This window comes from Chloroflexus sp. (assembly GCF_056331925.1).
On the sequence record NZ_JBWGQH010000011.1, the window covers coordinates 99,115 to 115,694 of the forward strand.

The window sequence follows — 16,580 nt, forward strand, 5'->3', positions numbered from 1 at the left end:
AGTTGGTGGCAGCAGTACGCCTACACGTGTGCGTGACTTGATTATACCGACAAGAGTTACATACTGTGCCGGTCACAGACTCATTATATGATACCATATGTTATGAGATTTGCAGCAAGATCTTGGGTCAAGTTGCGGGATATACTATTGTGCTCAGTACCAATACAATAGAGAATGTTATGCACTCTCCCCCAAAGCGTGATTGGTTTCTCGTCACATTGATCATAGCCGGTATCAGTTGGATTATCATCAGTCGCCCGCCGGATATCCAACCACCAACCATCAGCCCTCGCCCCGGTTTTATTGCCCCGACTATTGCGTTACCACAGGCTAACGATCAAACCATTGTCTTGGCCGAACTACGAGGCCGTGTTGTGGTTGTCAATTTCTGGGCCAGTTGGTGCGGGCCATGCCGTGCGGAAATGCCAACGCTTGAACGTCTCTATCAGGCAGAACAGGATCGCGGCTTGATCGTGCTCGCCGTCAATCAGACCATGCAAGATAGCGAAACGGCGGTTATGGCGATGCAACGCGAGCTAGGGCTGAGTTTTCCGATCGTCTTCGACCGTGACGGTACAACCACCGAACGGTACGGTATTCGTATGTTGCCAACAACGTTTATTATTGACCGAGCCGGCGTTATTCGTCACGTGTTCTTTGGTGGGCCGTTGAGTGAAGCACACTTACGCAGCGTGATCGAACCACTCCTCGCCGAATAGGGAAACCGCTATGTTGCCTGTATTGCAAATTGGACCTGTTGCCCTTTATACGCCTGGTTTGATCATGGTACTCGGTGGATGGTTTATGATCCAGGCGGTTGGGCGAGCCGCACATGGGCACGAACTGGATGGCAACCGACTCGAACAGATAATGTTTATCTCTTTGCTCGCCGGTGTAGTCGGCGCACGTCTTGGGTATGCCGCCGGCTCGTGGACGAGCTATCTCGCCGATCCGTGGGCCTTCCTGTCACGGGATCTCCAAGCATTCTCGCTCCCCACCGGAGTCGCCACGGCGCTGGTCGTCGGTGGCTGGCTCCTCTGGCGGCAACATTGGCCGTTCTGGTCAACCCTTGATGCACTTGCCCCAGGTCTTGCGATCGCGATGTTTACCTATGCCCTCGCCCAATGGGCCAGTGGTGATGGTTACGGTCTCCCGACAACGCTGCCATGGGCGATCAATCTGTGGGGTGAATACCGCCATCCGACCCAACTCTACGCAGCGATAACGGCCCTCGGCGCGTTGATTATCTGGCGACGACGCTATCATCGGCGCCAACCGGCCGGTGCCCGCTTTCTGATCGTCTGTGCTACCCTCGCCGCCGGTACCCTGATCGGTGAGGGATTTGCCGCTACCGGTTGGTTGCTACCGGGAAATGTTCGTCTCTCACAAGTTGTTGCATTAACTATTCTAGTAATTATCACCTACATTTGGCAACATATCTTTTCTTATCAAAGTCATCGGTAACGCGGTATACTAGCATGGGAAAGAAAGGTACATTTATTACTTCATCACGAGAAAACACATGCGGGTATTGATCGTCGAAGATGAATTGATCATTGCGCAAGATCTCAGTCACACTCTACGGCGAATCGGGCATTCGGTTACCGATGTGGTGACGAATGGCGAGGCCGCTTTAGCTGCTGTAAGCCGTCAACCACCTGATCTGGTGTTGATGGATATCCGACTCAGTGGGCCAATGGATGGCATTGAAGCGGCCCGCCAGATCTATAACCGCTGGGGGGTGCCGGTCATCTTCCTCACAGCCCACGCCGATGACCAAACGGTACGCGAAGCACTGCTCGCCGAGCCGTGGGCGTACTTGCTGAAACCGTTCGACGAGCGGGAGCTGGAAGTTGCTATCGCAGTCGCAGCTTACAAACATCGTCTCGAACGACGATTGCAAGCGAGCGAACGTCATCTGCGGACGACGTTGACCAGTATCGGCGATGGCGTCATCGTGACCGATCCGCAAAGTCGGATTACGTTCATCAATCCGGTGGCCGCTCGTTTGCTGGGTGTTACCCCCGAAGAGGCGATTGGCTGGCCATTGGTGCGCGTCTATACGTTAGTTGCCACCAACACCGGTCTTCCTGCCGATAGTGCCACTGTCCACACCGATACAGTCAATGGGCTACCGGCGCCGGCCACCCTTTTGACGCGCAATGGCGAGCGCTTACTGGTCGAACACACCGTAGCGCCAATTACCGGTGATGACGGGACAAATGAAGGGGTCGTTATTATTTTTCGTGATGTTAGCGAGCGACAACGCGCCATTAACCAACTACACGAGTCAAAACGGCGTTTGCAACACGTCCAGTCGCTCCTCGAGCAGCGTGAACAAAATATTATTACCTTTGGTACACTGGCCCATACCCTACGCGAAGTACGCTCACGCCAGGAACTCTACGCTGCGATTATCACCGCCGGTACGCAGTTGTTACCCAATTATCGCGGTACACTCTTGATCTACAACCCTAATGCCGATCTCGTGGATGCGGTTGGACATTGGGGGGAACCTCTCGTCCATCACCCTGTACCGCGCTGTACCTGCTGGGGTGAACGGTTTTGGTCGTTGAGCTTGGCCGGCGATACCCATGCTTGTCATTTTTTGCCGAAGGGCCTGCTTGGTGAACGCATGTGTTTACCCATTCACCAACACAATGAGGTGATAGGTCTCCTCAGTTTGTACCATCCCGATCCGAGCAACGGTAGTGGTTATCAGTTGGCAGTAGCACTGGCCGAAGTGGCGAGTTTGGGCTTTGATGCCCTGGCCGATAGACTCGAATCGGCCTCCCAATCGATGTCGTCGTAACGATAATACCCGGGAATCGTCAGTTGTGTATCGTTGGCGCATGATAACAATACGAACTGGTGGAACTGCTTATGACCGTAGCACATGTACTCAAAGCGCCAACCGGAATTCGTGGTTTCGATGAGATCACCGACGGGGGGTTACCCCGTGGTCGACCAACCCTGATTTGTGGAGGTCCCGGCTGTGGCAAAACCCTCTTTGCATTTGAGACGCTCGTCCACGGTGCAGCTCAGTACAACGAACCCGGCTTGTTTATTTCGTTTGAAGAAAGCCCGAACGATCTCCGCACCAATTTTGCCAGTTTCGGCTTCAATGTCACCGATTTAGAACAACGCGGTACACTCCTGATCGAGCAAATTCCGCTCGACCAGAGTGAATGGGCTGAAGTCGGTGAATATGATCTCGAGGGGTTATTTATTCGGCTTGGACTGTTGATCGACCGCATTGGCGCAAAGCGTATCGCCCTCGATACGATCGAAGCTCTATTTAGCGCCTTCAGAAATGAATCATTGCTACGGAGTGAATTGCAACGTCTGTTTCGTTGGTTACGTCAACGTGGTTTAACTGCGCTGATTACTGCCGAACGCACCGATACCAACCCGAGTCGATACGGCATTGAGGAGTTTGTCGCCGATTGTGTCATTCTTCTCGATTACCGCATCACCGAACACATACTTACCCGCTACGCACGTATCGTGAAGTATCGCGGTTCAGCGCACGGCGTGAATGAATACCCTTTCACGATTGGGCCGCATGGCATCACCATGCTGCCGATCACCTCATGCACCCTCGATTATCCTGCGTCGACCGAGTACATTTCGAGCGGCTTTCCCGATCTCGACCGTCTGTTGGAGGGTGGTGGCTATTATCGTGGATCAACGATTTTGATCAGTGGTCCGACCGGTTCGGGAAAAACCAGTCTTGGCGCCCTGTTTCTCAACGCTGCCTGTGCTCGAGGTGAGCCGGCCATCCTCTTTGGGTTTGAAGAATCGGCCGAGCAGATTATGCGGAACATGCGCTCCATCGGCGTTGATCTGCAACAATGGTATGAACGAGGTTTGCTTCAGATCGTGAGTAGTCGCCCGACCCTGACCGGTATTGAAACGCACTTGATCACAATCCTTTCCACCGTCGAGCAATCTGGTGCTCGTGTGGTTGTCATCGACCCGATCACGGGCTTTCACACGATTAGCCGGCCGGTCGACATTACCGCGATGCTTCTCCGCCTGTTCGACGGGCTAAAATCGCTGGGAGTTACGACACTTGCCACAAGCCTTACTACCACTGGAGCCGATCCTACCCAAAGCGAAGTCAATATCTCGTCAATCGTTGATACGTGGATCGTTTTACGCCATCACGAAGCTAACGGCGAACGTAATTGCAGTCTGCTCGTGCTCAAATCGCGCGGCATGCGCCATTCCAATCAGATACGTGAGTTGGTGATGGATCGGCAGGGGCTCAAACTCGTTGAGATTCTTACCTCTGGAGATACTGTACTGGTCGGCGCCGCACGCATCGCCGAACAAGCGCGTCTCCGCTATGAACAAGAACTCTACCACCATGAAGCACTGCGGCGTCAACAACGGTACGAGCAGCAACGCCGCCTCCTTGCCCTCCAGATCGAAGCACTACACATCGAACTTGCAGCCCTCGATGAGGAAATGAAGAGCGATACGGCTATCGCGACTGCTCGTATGCAAGCCCAAGAACAGAGCCAATTAGCGACTACTCGATACCGCAACGCGCGCAACGAGAGCAGCAATGAATGAGGAATTACCGGAGTACGACCTCTGGCTATATATTGCCGGACAAACGCCAAAAAGTTTGCTTGCCATCGCCAATTTACGGCGCATCTGCGATCAGTATCTGGCGGGTCGCTACCGTATGCACATCATCGATCTCCATCACGAACCCGAACGGGCAATCGGTGATAATATTCTCGCGATCCCTACGTTAGTCCGCAAATTGCCACCGCCGATGCGCAAAATTATCGGCGATCTGTCGAATACTGAACGGGTGCTGGTTGGTCTCGATCTGACGCCCTGGCAACATATAGGGAGTTGAGCCGATGGACATCACCAATCAGCCGGTTGTACCACTCTTACGTCTGTACGTTGCGGGTGCGACGAGCCGTTCCACGCGCGCAATCGCAACCGTGCGGCGGTTGTGCGAACGATACTTGCCCGGTCGTTATCGGCTGGAAGTAATTGATGTCTATCAACAACCAGACCGGGCACGCGACGATCATATCATTGCGACACCAACTCTCCTGATTGTTGAACCCGGCCCACCAACTGCGTTTATCGGTGAATTACGTTCGTCAGATTGGCCACGGGTGGCAGCAGCACTGAATATTCTGACCGATGAAGATTAATGATGTGCCGGCTCGCACCGAGACCACGATGGTTACCGATTGGTGATAATAACACTGTGCAGATAGGGAAGTCAGTATGGGAGACGAGGCAACGTTGAGCCCAGCCGAAATAGCGCGCATGCAGGCACGTTTGGCCGAGCTTGAAGAATTGGTACGCGCCTTGCAGACGGGAGCAGCCGACGCAATTGTCATCGATGGGCCGCGTGGCCCTCTCATCTACACCCTCCGCGGGGCTGAACATCCCTACCGGGTCTTGGTCGAAACGATGAACGAAGGCGCATTGACGCTGCTCGCCGATGGTGCCATTCTCTACTGTAACAGTAAATTTGCCGAAATGGTCGGTCTACCCCAAGATCAACTGACCGGCCGCTCACTGCTCGACCTTGTCGCCCCGTCCGACCAATTGCTCTGCGCTGAATTATTGTCGGCGGGGGCTGCCGGTTCGAGTAAAGGGCCGATTACCCTCCAAGCTGTTGATGGTTCACAACGACCGGCCCAGATTTCGTTGCGTGCCCTCAAAGATGAGACAGAAGCGCATATGTGTGCCGTAGTGACCGATCTCTCCGGCCCGCAAGCAGTCGCAGCCCAACTGCGCGCTGCGTTAGCCGAAAAAGAACTGCTGCTGCGCGAAGTCCATCATCGGGTCAAAAACAATTTACAGATCGTTTCGAGCCTCTTGCGGTTGCAAGCCGAAAATATTAGCGATGAACGGGTAAGCGCCGCAGTTCACGATAGTCAAAATCGTATCCGTGCACTAGCGCTCGTCCACGAACAGTTGTATCGCTCCGAAAGCCTGGCACACATCGATATCGGCGAATATTTGCAAAATATTGCCACCAGTGTTTGGCGCTCGCTTAGTATGCGCGGTAGCCCGATCCGGTTGGTCAGCGAGGTGATTAACGGGATTAGTATCAATATCGATCAGGCAATCGCGCTTGGGTTGATCGTAACTGAACTAGTCTCAAATAGTGTCAAACACGCCTTCCCAACCGGCACTGCCCAAGGGACGATCAGCCTCCGTGTGCGCCAAGAAAATGCCGTCTTACATGTGGAAGTCGCCGATAACGGCATTGGGATGCCGCCACAGATCAATGCCGGTGGTGGAAGCCTCGGTATGCAGTTGGTTCATGGACTCTGCCGCCAAATCGGAGCAACGCTGAGTTTTGGCGAAGGACCGGGGACAACCGTCGTGATCAAGGTACCGATGAGCAAACCGGAAGCGTAGGGGCGACGGCAATGCACCGACCCTACGCTGCACCGAGCTTATCGTTCAATCGCGCTTCCAATGCCCTCATAGCAGCAGTTAACTGTTCTTGCCGAATCGCCGCCGTGACATCACCACGTGTTCGTTCGAGCACAGTTCGTAGTGCATCGGTTGAACGACGGAGACCACCGGTAATCGCTTCAGGGTAATCCACCGTTAGGAGTGAACTATACACATCGTCCATAATGGTGAGCAAGCCTTCGCTGCGCTCGATCTCGCCATGACGCAGCCCATCGAGAATCGCCCGACGAAGCTCACTTGCTGCTTCAGCCAAACCGTTGAGATAGGCCGCCGGTTCTACGCCGATCATCTCACCGGTTGGTGGCTCTTCGCCGGCCAAGAAGGCGATTACCAAATGCGCTTCGGCATACTCCTTCAGCGCATCTTGCGTATAACCGGCGTAGCGTACCTCAGGAGCACCGGCCGTGGCGTCGTTGATTTCCGCTACTACTTCGGCCGCCAATGCCAATAGATGACGTGCCGTCACAAAATCCCCACGGTGGGCGGCACGAATACTATTGGCACTCTGTCGAACTAAGACACGCGTCGCGGCAATTGTACGTTCACGTGCCGTGTGGATACTCTCGATTTGTACGACACAGCCGGCAACAATCTGCTCAATACTCATACACAACCTCGTGCGTGGTTTGGACAGTGCGTATTATAACGGTTTTTTATTACCAAGGAGCGTAACTGTGCATCCTACACCATCACAACAACCCGATCCCGCCCGGCTGCCTTAGCTGCATACAATGCTTCGTCAGCCCGTCTTATCAAGCTAGTGAGATTATCGGTTGTATCGTATTCGACGAGACCAAAACTAGCCGTTACCGGTTGTTCCCCAATGCACACCTGCGTCTTGATCAGATGACGTAAGCGATCAACCAATACTTCGGCTTCAGATAGACGTGTATTTGGCAAGATTAAACAAAACTCTTCGCCCCCCCAACGCCCAACCAGATCGGTCGAGCGAATAGACGATTGAGCAAGACAGGCAATTTGGCGCAAAACCTGATCACCTACCCCGTGACCGTATGTATCGTTGACCTGTTTGAAATGGTCAATATCCCACAAACAGATCGTCAAAGGTTGGTGATAACGCCGGCTATGCTCAATGTTGGACTGTAACAGTTGTTCACAGTGACGGCGATTAAACAGCCCGGTGAGCATATCGACAAAGGCCCATTCCTGCATCAGTTGATACTCGATCTGCAAGCGCTGCGAGATTGATCGGTAGCGACTGACAATGTAGATGAAACACAAGAAGATGCCACCCATGCCGTACACTTGTAGTGCGTGCAACCCCATCGTCACGTCGCTCCCTTGCAGGACGGCAACGAGTATTTGCCCGCCAACGATGGCAAGTGCAAGGCCGTACAAACTACTGACAAGAATGACACTGGTACGATGTTGGAAAAAGTGAAACCCAAGTGTGCAGATCATTAAGAGAAACCAAATATCATCATTCACCGTCTGCTCCCAAAGCAGTGGCAACGTTTGACCGAGGAGCGGCGGTATAATTCCGTTAAAGAGCAGTGCTTCGGCGGCGAAAACGATAAACATGAAACGCTCGATGGCGGCTAGCGATCCTTGTCGTGTGATCACCATCCAACACACACTTAGCGAAATAATAATCAGCAAAACATCATTTGTCACATAGATGATGGTTTCTGCCAACGGTAGGACGGGATCGTTGATCAGCTTGACAATATCGATTGCGACCATCAAACTACCGAGCAGCCCGGCAATCAGATAGGTGTGGCGACGTTGGCGGTCAAAACGTTGGCGTTCTTCTTCAATCACCGTTTGCATATATCGCGCAAAGAATGTGTTGGGCGTAGCAGAATGCTAGCGCTAGCCCAATTACAGGGTCATCATAACATAGTGAACAGTCAATCGGCAGGTGGATTGTGGTTGGAAAACTCGTCTGGAGGATAACCTGAGGGTGAGAAACCTGTTGAGATAGTCGGTTGAGAAGAACGCGCCGTAAACAAGTTTTTAAGTATTCAATCAGCCGTGGCTTTCACCCGCGTATCATACATACGCATCAAACAGATTATTTAAGATGGATCAATATCGTTAGCGCGCCAGGCTAGCACCCGAGCTGGCGCACCATCACCACCGACGATCAAGAGGGGAAAGCACGCAACTGTATATACAACTCCGCGTTCCAGGTTGGCGAGATGACAAAGATTTTCAACGATCAGAATATTGTTGCCCAACAACACCGTATGGGCCGCGTCACCGCCGGCAATCGTTGAATCGACGCTGAACGCATCAATCCCGACAAGCCGTACCCCCTGTTGGGCCAGCGCTTCGGCAAGTGCAGCACCAATATAGGGGTGATGGGCATAATCGTCACTCCCCCAATACACCTCCCAGCCGGTACGAAAAAGCACTGCCATGCCAGGTCGTAGCTCATACCCCGCCAGCACTGATAGCCCTAGCTCAGCATAAGCTGGATACCCACGGGCATCGATCACGATCCCCGGGCCGATCAACCGATCCGGTGTGATGTCATCGATCCCCACACCGGTGGCAAACCGATGACGTGGCGCATCAAGGTGGGTTCCACTATGACTCCCCATGTGCAACTCACTGATCTGCCATGGTGGGAACGACAGGTGCTTTACCTGCACCGGCGGATCACCTGGATAAACCGGCATACCGGAGCGAATTGGACGACTCAAATCGTAAATCATAACCGGTGAGCAACAGTCGCCGATCCGACCGTCTCAGACGCGGATGGCTGAACCGCACGACGCTCTGGAATGATGACAACACTTTCGGGACGAAAACTAATCTGTACTTCACTCCCGACATTCGCATCAAGACCGGCATATGCCGTGTATGGATGAGCCACCTCAAGCGTAGATGACCCGACCGCAACGATCAGGTTATGCAAATACTGATCGGCACGCTGGCCGACAATGCGCGCCGGCAACAGATTGCAACCGGTAAAGCGATGTAACGGTCGATCAGGATAAACCAACCGTATCTCGACAGGATTGATAAAGGCGTACACCATCTGATCGACTGCGACCCGTTGTGCCGGACCACTTGCTTCGACGCGCCATCCCTGCCAATCGAGCCAGACCCGATCCAACTCTTTCCCAATCACCTGTGCATGAATCAGGTTCCTGATGCCTAGAATCCGTGCCACCTGTACACTTGCCGGATAGCGATACACCTCTGTCAATGGCCCCACCTGCTCGACATGCCCCTCGGTGACAATCGCCACACGATGACCGACAGCAAAGGCATCGTTGAGATTATGGGTAACGTAGATCACGATCAAACCACGTTCGGCTTGCAAGGCGCGCAAATCGGCGTGTAACCGATCACGCACCGGCTGGTCGAGCGCCGAAAACGACTCATCGAACAGGATCACCGGTGAGTTGGTCGCCAATGCGCGGGCAATTGCCACCCGCTGTTGTTGCCCCCCCGACAGTTCGTGCGGCTTACGATGAGCGACATGCGCCAAATGCATCTTTTCAAGCAGCGCGCGTGCATGCTGACGGGCAGAGGAGCTACGACCAAGCGGAAATGCCACATTTTCCAATGCCGTCATATGGGGGAAGAGAGCGTACTGCTGAAAGACATAACCAATCCGTCGGTGACGTGGTGGGATGTTAATCATCCGCTCACCGGGCCGACGACGAAACAGGATTGTCTCGTTGAGTTTGATCAACCCTTCATCGGGTGTTATCAGGCCAGCAATCGCCTGGAGTGTCTGTGTCTTACCGGCCCCGGAAGGCCCAAACAACACCAAAATCTCAGCCCCAACCTGCAATTGCATATCCAGGTTCAGATGTTCTAGTTGACGCCGGATGTCAACGTGCAATTGCGGTTGCATCCATCTCCTCCTGTACTGTAGCAACACCGGTCGCCGGTCGTGCCGAGTTGTCTTCCAACCAACGCACCAACCACAAACCGAGAAATGCAATGACCGTCATGACCAACACCATCAGATGCGCATCTTGATAGCGCTGGGCCTGCACGGCATCGTAGATCGCTATCGGTAATGTCTGAGTTCGACCGGGAATATTCCCCGTCACCATGAGGGTTGCCCCAAATTCACCTAAAGCCCGCGCTCCACCTAACACAACACCGGCTACAATCCCACGCCGGGCCAATGGCAAGGTAATGCGCCACAGAATACGCCACTCACTCGCGCCCAAGGTTCGTGCCGCCTGTTCGAGGCGTGGATCGATACTTGCCAGCGCTGCTCGACTACTCTGGATCATCAGCGGTAAGCCGACGACGACCGACGCAATAACGGCTGCCGGCCATGTAAAAAGAAGTCGGATCTGAAACCATTCTACAATTGGGCTACCCCTACCTAACACGAGTAACAAATAATAGCCAACCACACTTGGCGGTAGAACCAACGGTAGTAACAACAACGTCTCCAAAATCGTTTGCCCCACAAATTTGGTACGTGCCAAGAGCAGTGCAATCGGCAAGCCGATCAACCAGATAAAGAAGGTTGCAATTGCCGTAACTTGCAACGACAACCAAAAGGCCGGCCAGTTCATGGTCTCTCACTTCGTAAGTTCCACGATCTCACCGGGCAAAACAAACCCGTACTTTTTCATAATCTCGTGTCCGTCTGAACTATTTACAAACTCCATAAATTGGCGGGCTACATCTACGTGTTTCGTGCCCTTTACCACCGCTGCCATCTGGATCAACGGATTATCAGGGTGTAGTTCAGCCGGAATCAGCACCCACCTCCCAGAACTCTGTACACTTAGCGAAAGGGCAACAATCGCTACCTCAACATTACCGGTATCAGCAATGGTCAAGGTTTGCGCAATATTTTCACCGAATACCAGCCGATCCTTCAGTTGATCCCATACACCGACTCGCTCCAGTGCCTCACGTGCCGCTTGACCATACGGCGCATGTTCAGGATTGGCAATCGCAATTCGTTTATACGCCGGGTCAAGCAAATCGCTAAGCTGCTGTGGCCGCAACGGTTGATCGGCGCGCGTCCAAATAGTGATCCGCCCTTGCGCATACACGGTTGTTGTATCAGGCTCGATAGCTCCTTTCGCTGCCAGGTCTTCGATAAACGATTTATTCGCTGCGAAAAAGACATCGAACGGCGCTCCACGTTCAATTTGCTGCGCCAACTGTCCGGTTGAGCCAAAGTTAAAGATAACTTTTATGCCGGTGCGCTCGGTAAACAACGGACCGATCTCTTTGAAAGCCGGGGTAAGATCGGCGGCAGCAGCCACCGTTAGCTCCACCGCTTCGGTGGGAGTAGATCCGGTCGCTTGCGATGTGCTACAAGCCGTTAACGCCAATAGCACGATGAGCAGCATTCGTCGAATCATCGATCACCTCCAACTACGGCAAGTGTCTCACGACATTCCTCTAACCATACAAGCGTCGCTCGGATTTGACCGATACGATACTCCTGCACCAGTCGTTCAAATGATTGCTCAGGTAGGGCTTCTAATCGGTGAGTATGATCATTAAGCCAACGCCGACAACACACGATTTGCCGTTCGAGTAATTGATCGGCCACAGCCAAACCCTCACGGCGCGCGAAATAGAGTTTGGTCAGAAACTCCAGCCGAATGTCACGCCCGTGTGACACCGGCGTCACTACCCATTCAGCAAACGCTGCTTCACCGGCAGGAGTTAGCGAGAGGACTTTTCGCGGCGGGCGATGACCCTGGAGTTCGAGACGATGGGTAAGATACCCCCTCGCTTCGAGCCGGTCGAGCAGAGCGTAAAGGTGACTCTGCTTCAGGCGCCAAACACTCCCAAGGCTGTCAGGCTGCTGCAACTGCTGAAAAAGTTCGTAGGGGTGTAATGACCCTTGACGAAACAGACCCAAGAGTGCCAAGTCAATGGTAAACGTTGGTTTTGAAGCAGACATAAGGTAACGAATGGACTTACCGAGACACACAACGGCTCAAGCACAAAGCATACTATGTGAATATTCACGATGTGAGTATCCTAACACAATAACGATACCCTGTCAATTCAATAAAAGCCACCTCAAACGCTTATCGGGCGACTCGGTTGACGCATTGCAAGCAACCTGTGTGGAAGGGTCTTGCCACACCCCCTACCGGCACACCGGCGCGGATCAGGCTACTGAGGAGACGGGGGCACCGACACAAAGCACGTCGCTGTCCCTTTGCGCATCTCACATCGTTCAGGGTAACTACACCTGACAATACCGATCAAACCACTCAAGCGTCCGTCGCATATGATCGGCACGGTGACGTGGTTCACCGCTGCGCGTCAGCTCATGACCTTCGCGCGGATACCGTACCAACTCCACGACCTTCTTTTGGCGACGGAGGATGGCAAAGAGCTGCTCCGCTTCACTAATCGGCACCCGGTAATCAAGCTCACTATGCAAGAGCAGCAACGGCGTTTTAATCTTGTGCGCGTGTGCTAATGGTGAATGATCCCACAACTCCTCGTACAACTCCCATGGATAACCACCAAACTCGATTTCGATCAACTCGTGAGCGTCACTCGTACTCTGTAACGTCAGCAGATTATATACGCCACGAGCAGCAACAGCGCAGACAAACCGGTCATCGTGCCCGATGAGCCATGCAGTCATATAACCACCATACGAACCGCCGGTAACGGCAATTCGGTTGGGATCGATATACCCTCGTGCCACCAGCGCATCGATTCCGGCCAGAATATCGGGCGCATCCGCTTCGCCCCAATTACGCCGAATCGCATCGCGCCACAGCTCGCCATATCCCTCACTACCGCGCGGATTACAGAAGAAGACCACATATCCACGCGCCGCTGCAACTTGCCACTCGTGCCACATCGAGCGAAAACCCGGCCCCCACATCACGTGCGGCCCACCATGGATGTACACCGCAAGCGGGTAACGCTGCATCGGATCGAAATCCGGTGGATGCAGCGTCCATCCCTGTACCTCACTGCCATCAGGGGCAAGATACGTCATTTCTTCAATCGGTACAATAATCCGTTGCTGAAGCAACCGATCATTGATCGCCGTCAATCGCCGCTCGTTTCCATCAGCGCTACGGAAAAAGAGATCACACGGATTATCAGCACTCCCGGCAATAAAGACGATACTCCCATCACGCCCTACATCAAACTCACTGACCAACCGCGCCCCACCGACCAGCGTCAGTCCATTACGATAGGTCGGTGTTCCTGGGAGACCAATCTGATAGACGTGAGCATCGCCGCGCCATCCGGCACTAAACAGAATCCCTTGCCCATCGGGTTGCCAGCGGAATAGCTCAACGTTCAGATCGGTATGGGCCGTAAGATCGTGCGGTTCACCGCCTTCCGCCGGAATGATCGCGACCCGCCGACCTTCACCAAGCAATCGCTCTTCATTGAGGCGTAAGAACGCAATCTGGCTCCCATCAGGAGAAGGCTGCGGATCAAAGTACGAGAAGCCCGGACTCGTCAATGCATGGGGCAATCCATCAAGCGGAATACGCACAACATCGTAATATGCGAACAGCGAATCGGCTTCAGGATCGCGCGTCGCCGTACTAAGGAGTGCTTCACCGTTGGGAAGCCAAACCGGTGTACTGTAGTGAATCTCACCCGAAGTGAGCCGGCGAGGTGTGGCGGTGCGATCTTCATCACCTACCTCTACAACATACACCTGCCGCCACCGATCATCGAAATAGCTGGTCCCACTCCGATACGGCAATCTTGTCACCACCCGCGGATCAATCCGAAGCTCCTCATCGTGCTGACGTTGCTCACGAGCACGACGGGCTTCCCACGCATCCGCCGGCGGTGACGGCATCTCACCGGCATCCTCACGAGCCTGTTCTTCAACACTCACCGGTGATAAAAACGCAATCCACCGACCATCAGGACTCCACGCCGGATCGCTCGCACCGTTAGGCATTGCCGTTAATTGCCGCGCCTCACCACCATCAACCGGGATCAGATAGATTTGGCCGTGTTCATCGTCGCGATGTGACACAAACGCCAACCACTTCCCATCTGGGCTCCAGCGCGGCTGGCGATCATGTTTTCCCCGTGTAAACCGTCGCAGTGGCTTACCATCTGTTGGTACCAACACAATTTGCCGCCGATACCCATTGTTGACCCGATCAACCGTTACCCACACAACTGCTACTGTCTGGCTATCGGGGCTAAGACGCGGATCTTCCAGCCAGCCCAGCTCATAGAGATCATCAATCGTAAAGTGACTAGGGGTTTGATTCGTCATGAGTGATCCTGCAATTGTGAAACTGGTGTTAGTGCATTGCTATTGTAACACACATCTTGCCCTTCGTCACTTGATATTTTTGCTAGAAAGCGTCGCATGATTGCAGCATAAACCTTGACATTATAGCGCCTCACAATTATAATTCCAAAATAGCAAGAGTGATTAAAGAGGTTTTCATACTTTATCTGTTATCATATCGCCTTACTGATACGAAAGGATTGTCTCCAGTGAGCACGTCTGATGAAAAATTGCCGCTCTCGGTGCTCCTCTTCCACGCTGCCATGCAGCGGCGCATGTCATTGGCCGATTTCGCGGCAGTCCTCGGTTTGAGCGTCGCAACCCTGCGTTCGTATCTTTTTGAAGCAGGATCACGTTCCCGGATGCGTAGCAAGACGGTTGAGCAAATGGCAGAAATATTGAACATACCGGCTAACGAGGTACGTGAACGGGCCGAACTCATCCCTTACGACGATCAACTGTTTAGTGAATGGTTGAAAGCACACATGCAAGGGCGTTTTACCCGCGCCAGCCTTTGTACCGCTACCAAAATCAGTGATAGCGCGATGAAAAATTACCTCAACGGCCAAACGACGCCCGACCCCGATAACGCCATCCGCTTGGCCGAGGTGCTTGACGCCGATTCGCTGACGGTTGCCCGCCTGATCATCGCCTCCGAACTGCGCCGGCGCGGTGTCGAATTGCCAAGTGCGCCACGTCATGAACGTACGGTGCCGGTTGAACCAATGCCGGAGCCAAAACCGGAACCTGCTTCTACGCCGACTGCGACCACCGTTGATGGTGCAACGCCCACTCCCAAGAGCGATACCGTCATCGATGAGGCTACCATCAACGCCTATAACGAACAGCGTTTGCTCAACCTGTGGCGGCGCCTCCACCCCCAAGGTCGTCGCGCAACCCTGACCTACATCGCTTCCCTGTTGGCCGAAGGGATGTAATGTTACGTTGAACCCGGATGCATAACTTCATTGTTTGGAGTAAAACAGAGTAGAACGGAGTGCTATATTGTGACCTTCAGAAAACCCTCGTCGGATGGATAACGAAGGCTAAAAACATCCGAGTCAAGGAGAAAGCACTGTTAGATACCAACAGTGCTACAGCACCGGCTATATGACAATAGCCCTCGTAGTCGCATCCATATTCAAATGTGAATGTTGTGACGGGTTTACCAAACACACTTGCCCTAGCTGTGGCGGCGCAGGCGAATCAGAAGATTACCGGTAAAACGCACGTTCTTCTGGTTCGCCTCAATCCGTTCTTTGGAGCTGATAGAATTCTCTTCAGTCGCCTGCGGCGCAAGCGTGATTTGTCTCCTTACTTGATCACCAGGGAACCGGCTAACATCCGCTCTTGCCGATCGTTTCATCGGCTCGCTTTGCTCGCCTTGGTCGCAGCGGCTAGACTCGAGACCGTTTGTCGGTACATCGTAAGGCTAAGCAATGAAACAAAAGTTGACACTGGAACTGCTGAAGACAGAAGCACACACATTCGCCGAAATCGAGTCAGGGCATCGAGAACTGGCCTTGTACGGCGTTACTGATGGGAAAGCAGTTGGGACGTACTTCGAGCACAAGTTCAGGTCTTACCTTCGCGAAAAGTACGACTTTGAGGAAGGAAGTTCTGCAAGTGGGATAGACTTTCCTGAGCTTGAAGTTGACGTGAAGGTAACAAGTATAAGGCAACCGCAATCATCGTGTCCTTTCAAATCTGCTCGACAGAAAATCTATGGGCTGGGCTATTCTCTGCTCGTGTTTGTATCCGAGAAGACAGATGACCCACAAACATCTACGGGAATTTGAACGTTTTGCACACAATTTTTGTCAGTAAAGAGCGGACAGCAGACTTTCAAACTACCACGGGGCTCCGTCGAATACTTGAAAATGAGGGAAACAAG

The 16,580-nt window shown here is 53.2% G+C and carries 16 protein-coding genes; 8 read left to right on the forward strand and 8 right to left on the reverse strand.

The window, feature by feature from the left end; translation table 11 throughout:
• The first annotated feature begins 179 nt into the window (after nt 1-179).
• From AC01ZF_RS07735 to AC01ZF_RS07765, 7 genes are all read left to right on the forward strand, one after another.
• Nucleotides 180-719, forward strand: coding sequence for a peroxiredoxin family protein (locus AC01ZF_RS07735; protein ID WP_424676969.1), 540 nt, complete (start codon nt 180-182; stop codon nt 717-719).
• Nucleotides 720-729: 10 nt separating this feature from the next.
• Nucleotides 730-1,464, forward strand: a complete 735-nt coding sequence (locus AC01ZF_RS07740) for a prolipoprotein diacylglyceryl transferase (RefSeq protein WP_424676968.1) — start codon at nt 730-732, stop codon at nt 1,462-1,464.
• Nucleotides 1,465-1,522: 58 nt separating this feature from the next.
• A complete protein-coding gene (locus tag AC01ZF_RS07745; protein WP_424676967.1) occupies nt 1,523-2,812 on the forward strand; it encodes a response regulator in 1,290 nt (429 codons plus the stop codon).
• A gap of 71 nt (nt 2,813-2,883) precedes the next feature.
• The gene (kaiC, locus tag AC01ZF_RS07750; RefSeq protein ID WP_424676966.1) at nt 2,884-4,581 is read left to right on the forward strand and encodes a circadian clock protein KaiC; all 1,698 of its coding nucleotides are present in this window, start codon (nt 2,884-2,886) and stop codon (nt 4,579-4,581) included.
• Complete coding sequence (locus AC01ZF_RS07755; protein ID WP_424676965.1) at nt 4,574-4,876, forward strand: circadian clock KaiB family protein; 303 nt, start codon at nt 4,574-4,576, stop codon at nt 4,874-4,876. Before kaiC ends, AC01ZF_RS07755 begins: the two co-directional genes overlap by 8 nt.
• Nucleotides 4,877-4,880: 4 nt before the next feature.
• Nucleotides 4,881-5,186 (forward strand): circadian clock KaiB family protein, encoded by a 306-nt coding sequence (locus AC01ZF_RS07760; protein WP_424676964.1) that lies wholly within the window; start codon nt 4,881-4,883, stop codon nt 5,184-5,186.
• A 76-nt stretch (nt 5,187-5,262) separates the two neighbouring features.
• Nucleotides 5,263-6,411 carry a histidine kinase dimerization/phosphoacceptor domain -containing protein gene (locus tag AC01ZF_RS07765; protein ID WP_424676963.1) on the forward strand — a complete coding sequence of 383 codons (1,149 nt, stop codon included), beginning with the start codon at nt 5,263-5,265 and terminating at the stop codon, nt 6,409-6,411.
• Between the two features lie 22 nt (nt 6,412-6,433).
• Here the strand turns inward: AC01ZF_RS07765 and AC01ZF_RS07770 are convergent, their stop codons facing one another.
• The 8 genes from AC01ZF_RS07770 to AC01ZF_RS07805 form a co-directional block, all read right to left on the reverse strand.
• Nucleotides 6,434-7,078 carry a translin family protein gene (locus AC01ZF_RS07770; RefSeq protein WP_424676962.1) on the reverse strand — a complete coding sequence of 215 codons (645 nt, stop codon included), beginning with the start codon at nt 7,076-7,078 and terminating at the stop codon, nt 6,434-6,436.
• A gap of 74 nt (nt 7,079-7,152) precedes the next feature.
• Entirely contained in the window at nt 7,153-8,262 is a 1,110-nt protein-coding gene (locus AC01ZF_RS07775) for a GGDEF domain-containing protein (RefSeq protein ID WP_424676961.1), read from the reverse strand.
• A 248-nt stretch (nt 8,263-8,510) separates the two neighbouring features.
• A complete protein-coding gene (locus AC01ZF_RS07780; protein WP_424676960.1) occupies nt 8,511-9,140 on the reverse strand; it encodes a cyclase family protein in 630 nt (209 codons plus the stop codon).
• Between the two features lie 8 nt (nt 9,141-9,148).
• The gene (locus AC01ZF_RS07785; protein ID WP_424676959.1) at nt 9,149-10,306 is read right to left on the reverse strand and encodes an ABC transporter ATP-binding protein; all 1,158 of its coding nucleotides are present in this window, start codon (nt 10,304-10,306) and stop codon (nt 9,149-9,151) included.
• Complete coding sequence (gene modB / locus AC01ZF_RS07790; RefSeq protein WP_424676958.1) at nt 10,284-10,988, reverse strand: molybdate ABC transporter permease subunit; 705 nt, start codon at nt 10,986-10,988, stop codon at nt 10,284-10,286. The genes AC01ZF_RS07785 and modB overlap by 23 nt, the downstream gene beginning before the upstream one ends.
• 6 nt (nt 10,989-10,994) lie before the next feature.
• Nucleotides 10,995-11,792, reverse strand: a complete 798-nt coding sequence (modA, locus tag AC01ZF_RS07795) for a molybdate ABC transporter substrate-binding protein (RefSeq protein ID WP_428112017.1) — start codon at nt 11,790-11,792, stop codon at nt 10,995-10,997.
• On the reverse strand, nt 11,789-12,343 hold the full coding sequence (locus tag AC01ZF_RS07800) for a PadR family transcriptional regulator (RefSeq protein WP_424676956.1): 555 nt from the start codon (nt 12,341-12,343) through the stop codon (nt 11,789-11,791). Before AC01ZF_RS07800 ends, modA begins: the two co-directional genes overlap by 4 nt.
• 291 nt (nt 12,344-12,634) lie before the next feature.
• Nucleotides 12,635-14,668, reverse strand: a complete 2,034-nt coding sequence (locus AC01ZF_RS07805) for a S9 family peptidase (RefSeq protein WP_424676955.1) — start codon at nt 14,666-14,668, stop codon at nt 12,635-12,637.
• 227 nt (nt 14,669-14,895) lie between these two features.
• Here AC01ZF_RS07805 and AC01ZF_RS07810 point away from each other — a divergent pair, with 227 nt between their 5' ends.
• Complete coding sequence (locus tag AC01ZF_RS07810; RefSeq protein ID WP_424676954.1) at nt 14,896-15,624, forward strand: helix-turn-helix domain-containing protein; 729 nt, start codon at nt 14,896-14,898, stop codon at nt 15,622-15,624.
• Nucleotides 15,625-16,580: the final 956 nt, after the last annotated feature.

Bases quoted from the DNA above. Each gene is read 5' to 3' on its own strand.
- AC01ZF_RS07735 (WP_424676969.1), top strand. From the start codon at position 180: ATGCACTCTCCCCCAAAGCGTGATTGGTTTCTCGTCACATTGATCATA.
- AC01ZF_RS07740 (WP_424676968.1), top strand. From the start codon at position 730: ATGTTGCCTGTATTGCAAATTGGACCTGTTGCCCTTTATACGCCTGGT.
- AC01ZF_RS07745 (WP_424676967.1), top strand. From the start codon at position 1,523: ATGCGGGTATTGATCGTCGAAGATGAATTGATCATTGCGCAAGATCTC.
- kaiC (WP_424676966.1), top strand. From the start codon at position 2,884: ATGACCGTAGCACATGTACTCAAAGCGCCAACCGGAATTCGTGGTTTC.
- AC01ZF_RS07755 (WP_424676965.1), top strand. From the start codon at position 4,574: ATGAATGAGGAATTACCGGAGTACGACCTCTGGCTATATATTGCCGGA.
- AC01ZF_RS07760 (WP_424676964.1), top strand. From the start codon at position 4,881: ATGGACATCACCAATCAGCCGGTTGTACCACTCTTACGTCTGTACGTT.
- AC01ZF_RS07765 (WP_424676963.1), top strand. From the start codon at position 5,263: ATGGGAGACGAGGCAACGTTGAGCCCAGCCGAAATAGCGCGCATGCAG.
- AC01ZF_RS07770 (WP_424676962.1), bottom strand. From the start codon at position 7,078: ATGAGTATTGAGCAGATTGTTGCCGGCTGTGTCGTACAAATCGAGAGT.
- AC01ZF_RS07775 (WP_424676961.1), bottom strand. From the start codon at position 8,262: ATGCAAACGGTGATTGAAGAAGAACGCCAACGTTTTGACCGCCAACGT.
- AC01ZF_RS07785 (WP_424676959.1), bottom strand. From the start codon at position 10,306: ATGCAACCGCAATTGCACGTTGACATCCGGCGTCAACTAGAACATCTG.
- modB (WP_424676958.1), bottom strand. From the start codon at position 10,988: ATGAACTGGCCGGCCTTTTGGTTGTCGTTGCAAGTTACGGCAATTGCA.
- modA (WP_428112017.1), bottom strand. From the start codon at position 11,792: ATGATTCGACGAATGCTGCTCATCGTGCTATTGGCGTTAACGGCTTGT.
- AC01ZF_RS07800 (WP_424676956.1), bottom strand. From the start codon at position 12,343: ATGTCTGCTTCAAAACCAACGTTTACCATTGACTTGGCACTCTTGGGT.
- AC01ZF_RS07805 (WP_424676955.1), bottom strand. From the start codon at position 14,668: ATGACGAATCAAACCCCTAGTCACTTTACGATTGATGATCTCTATGAG.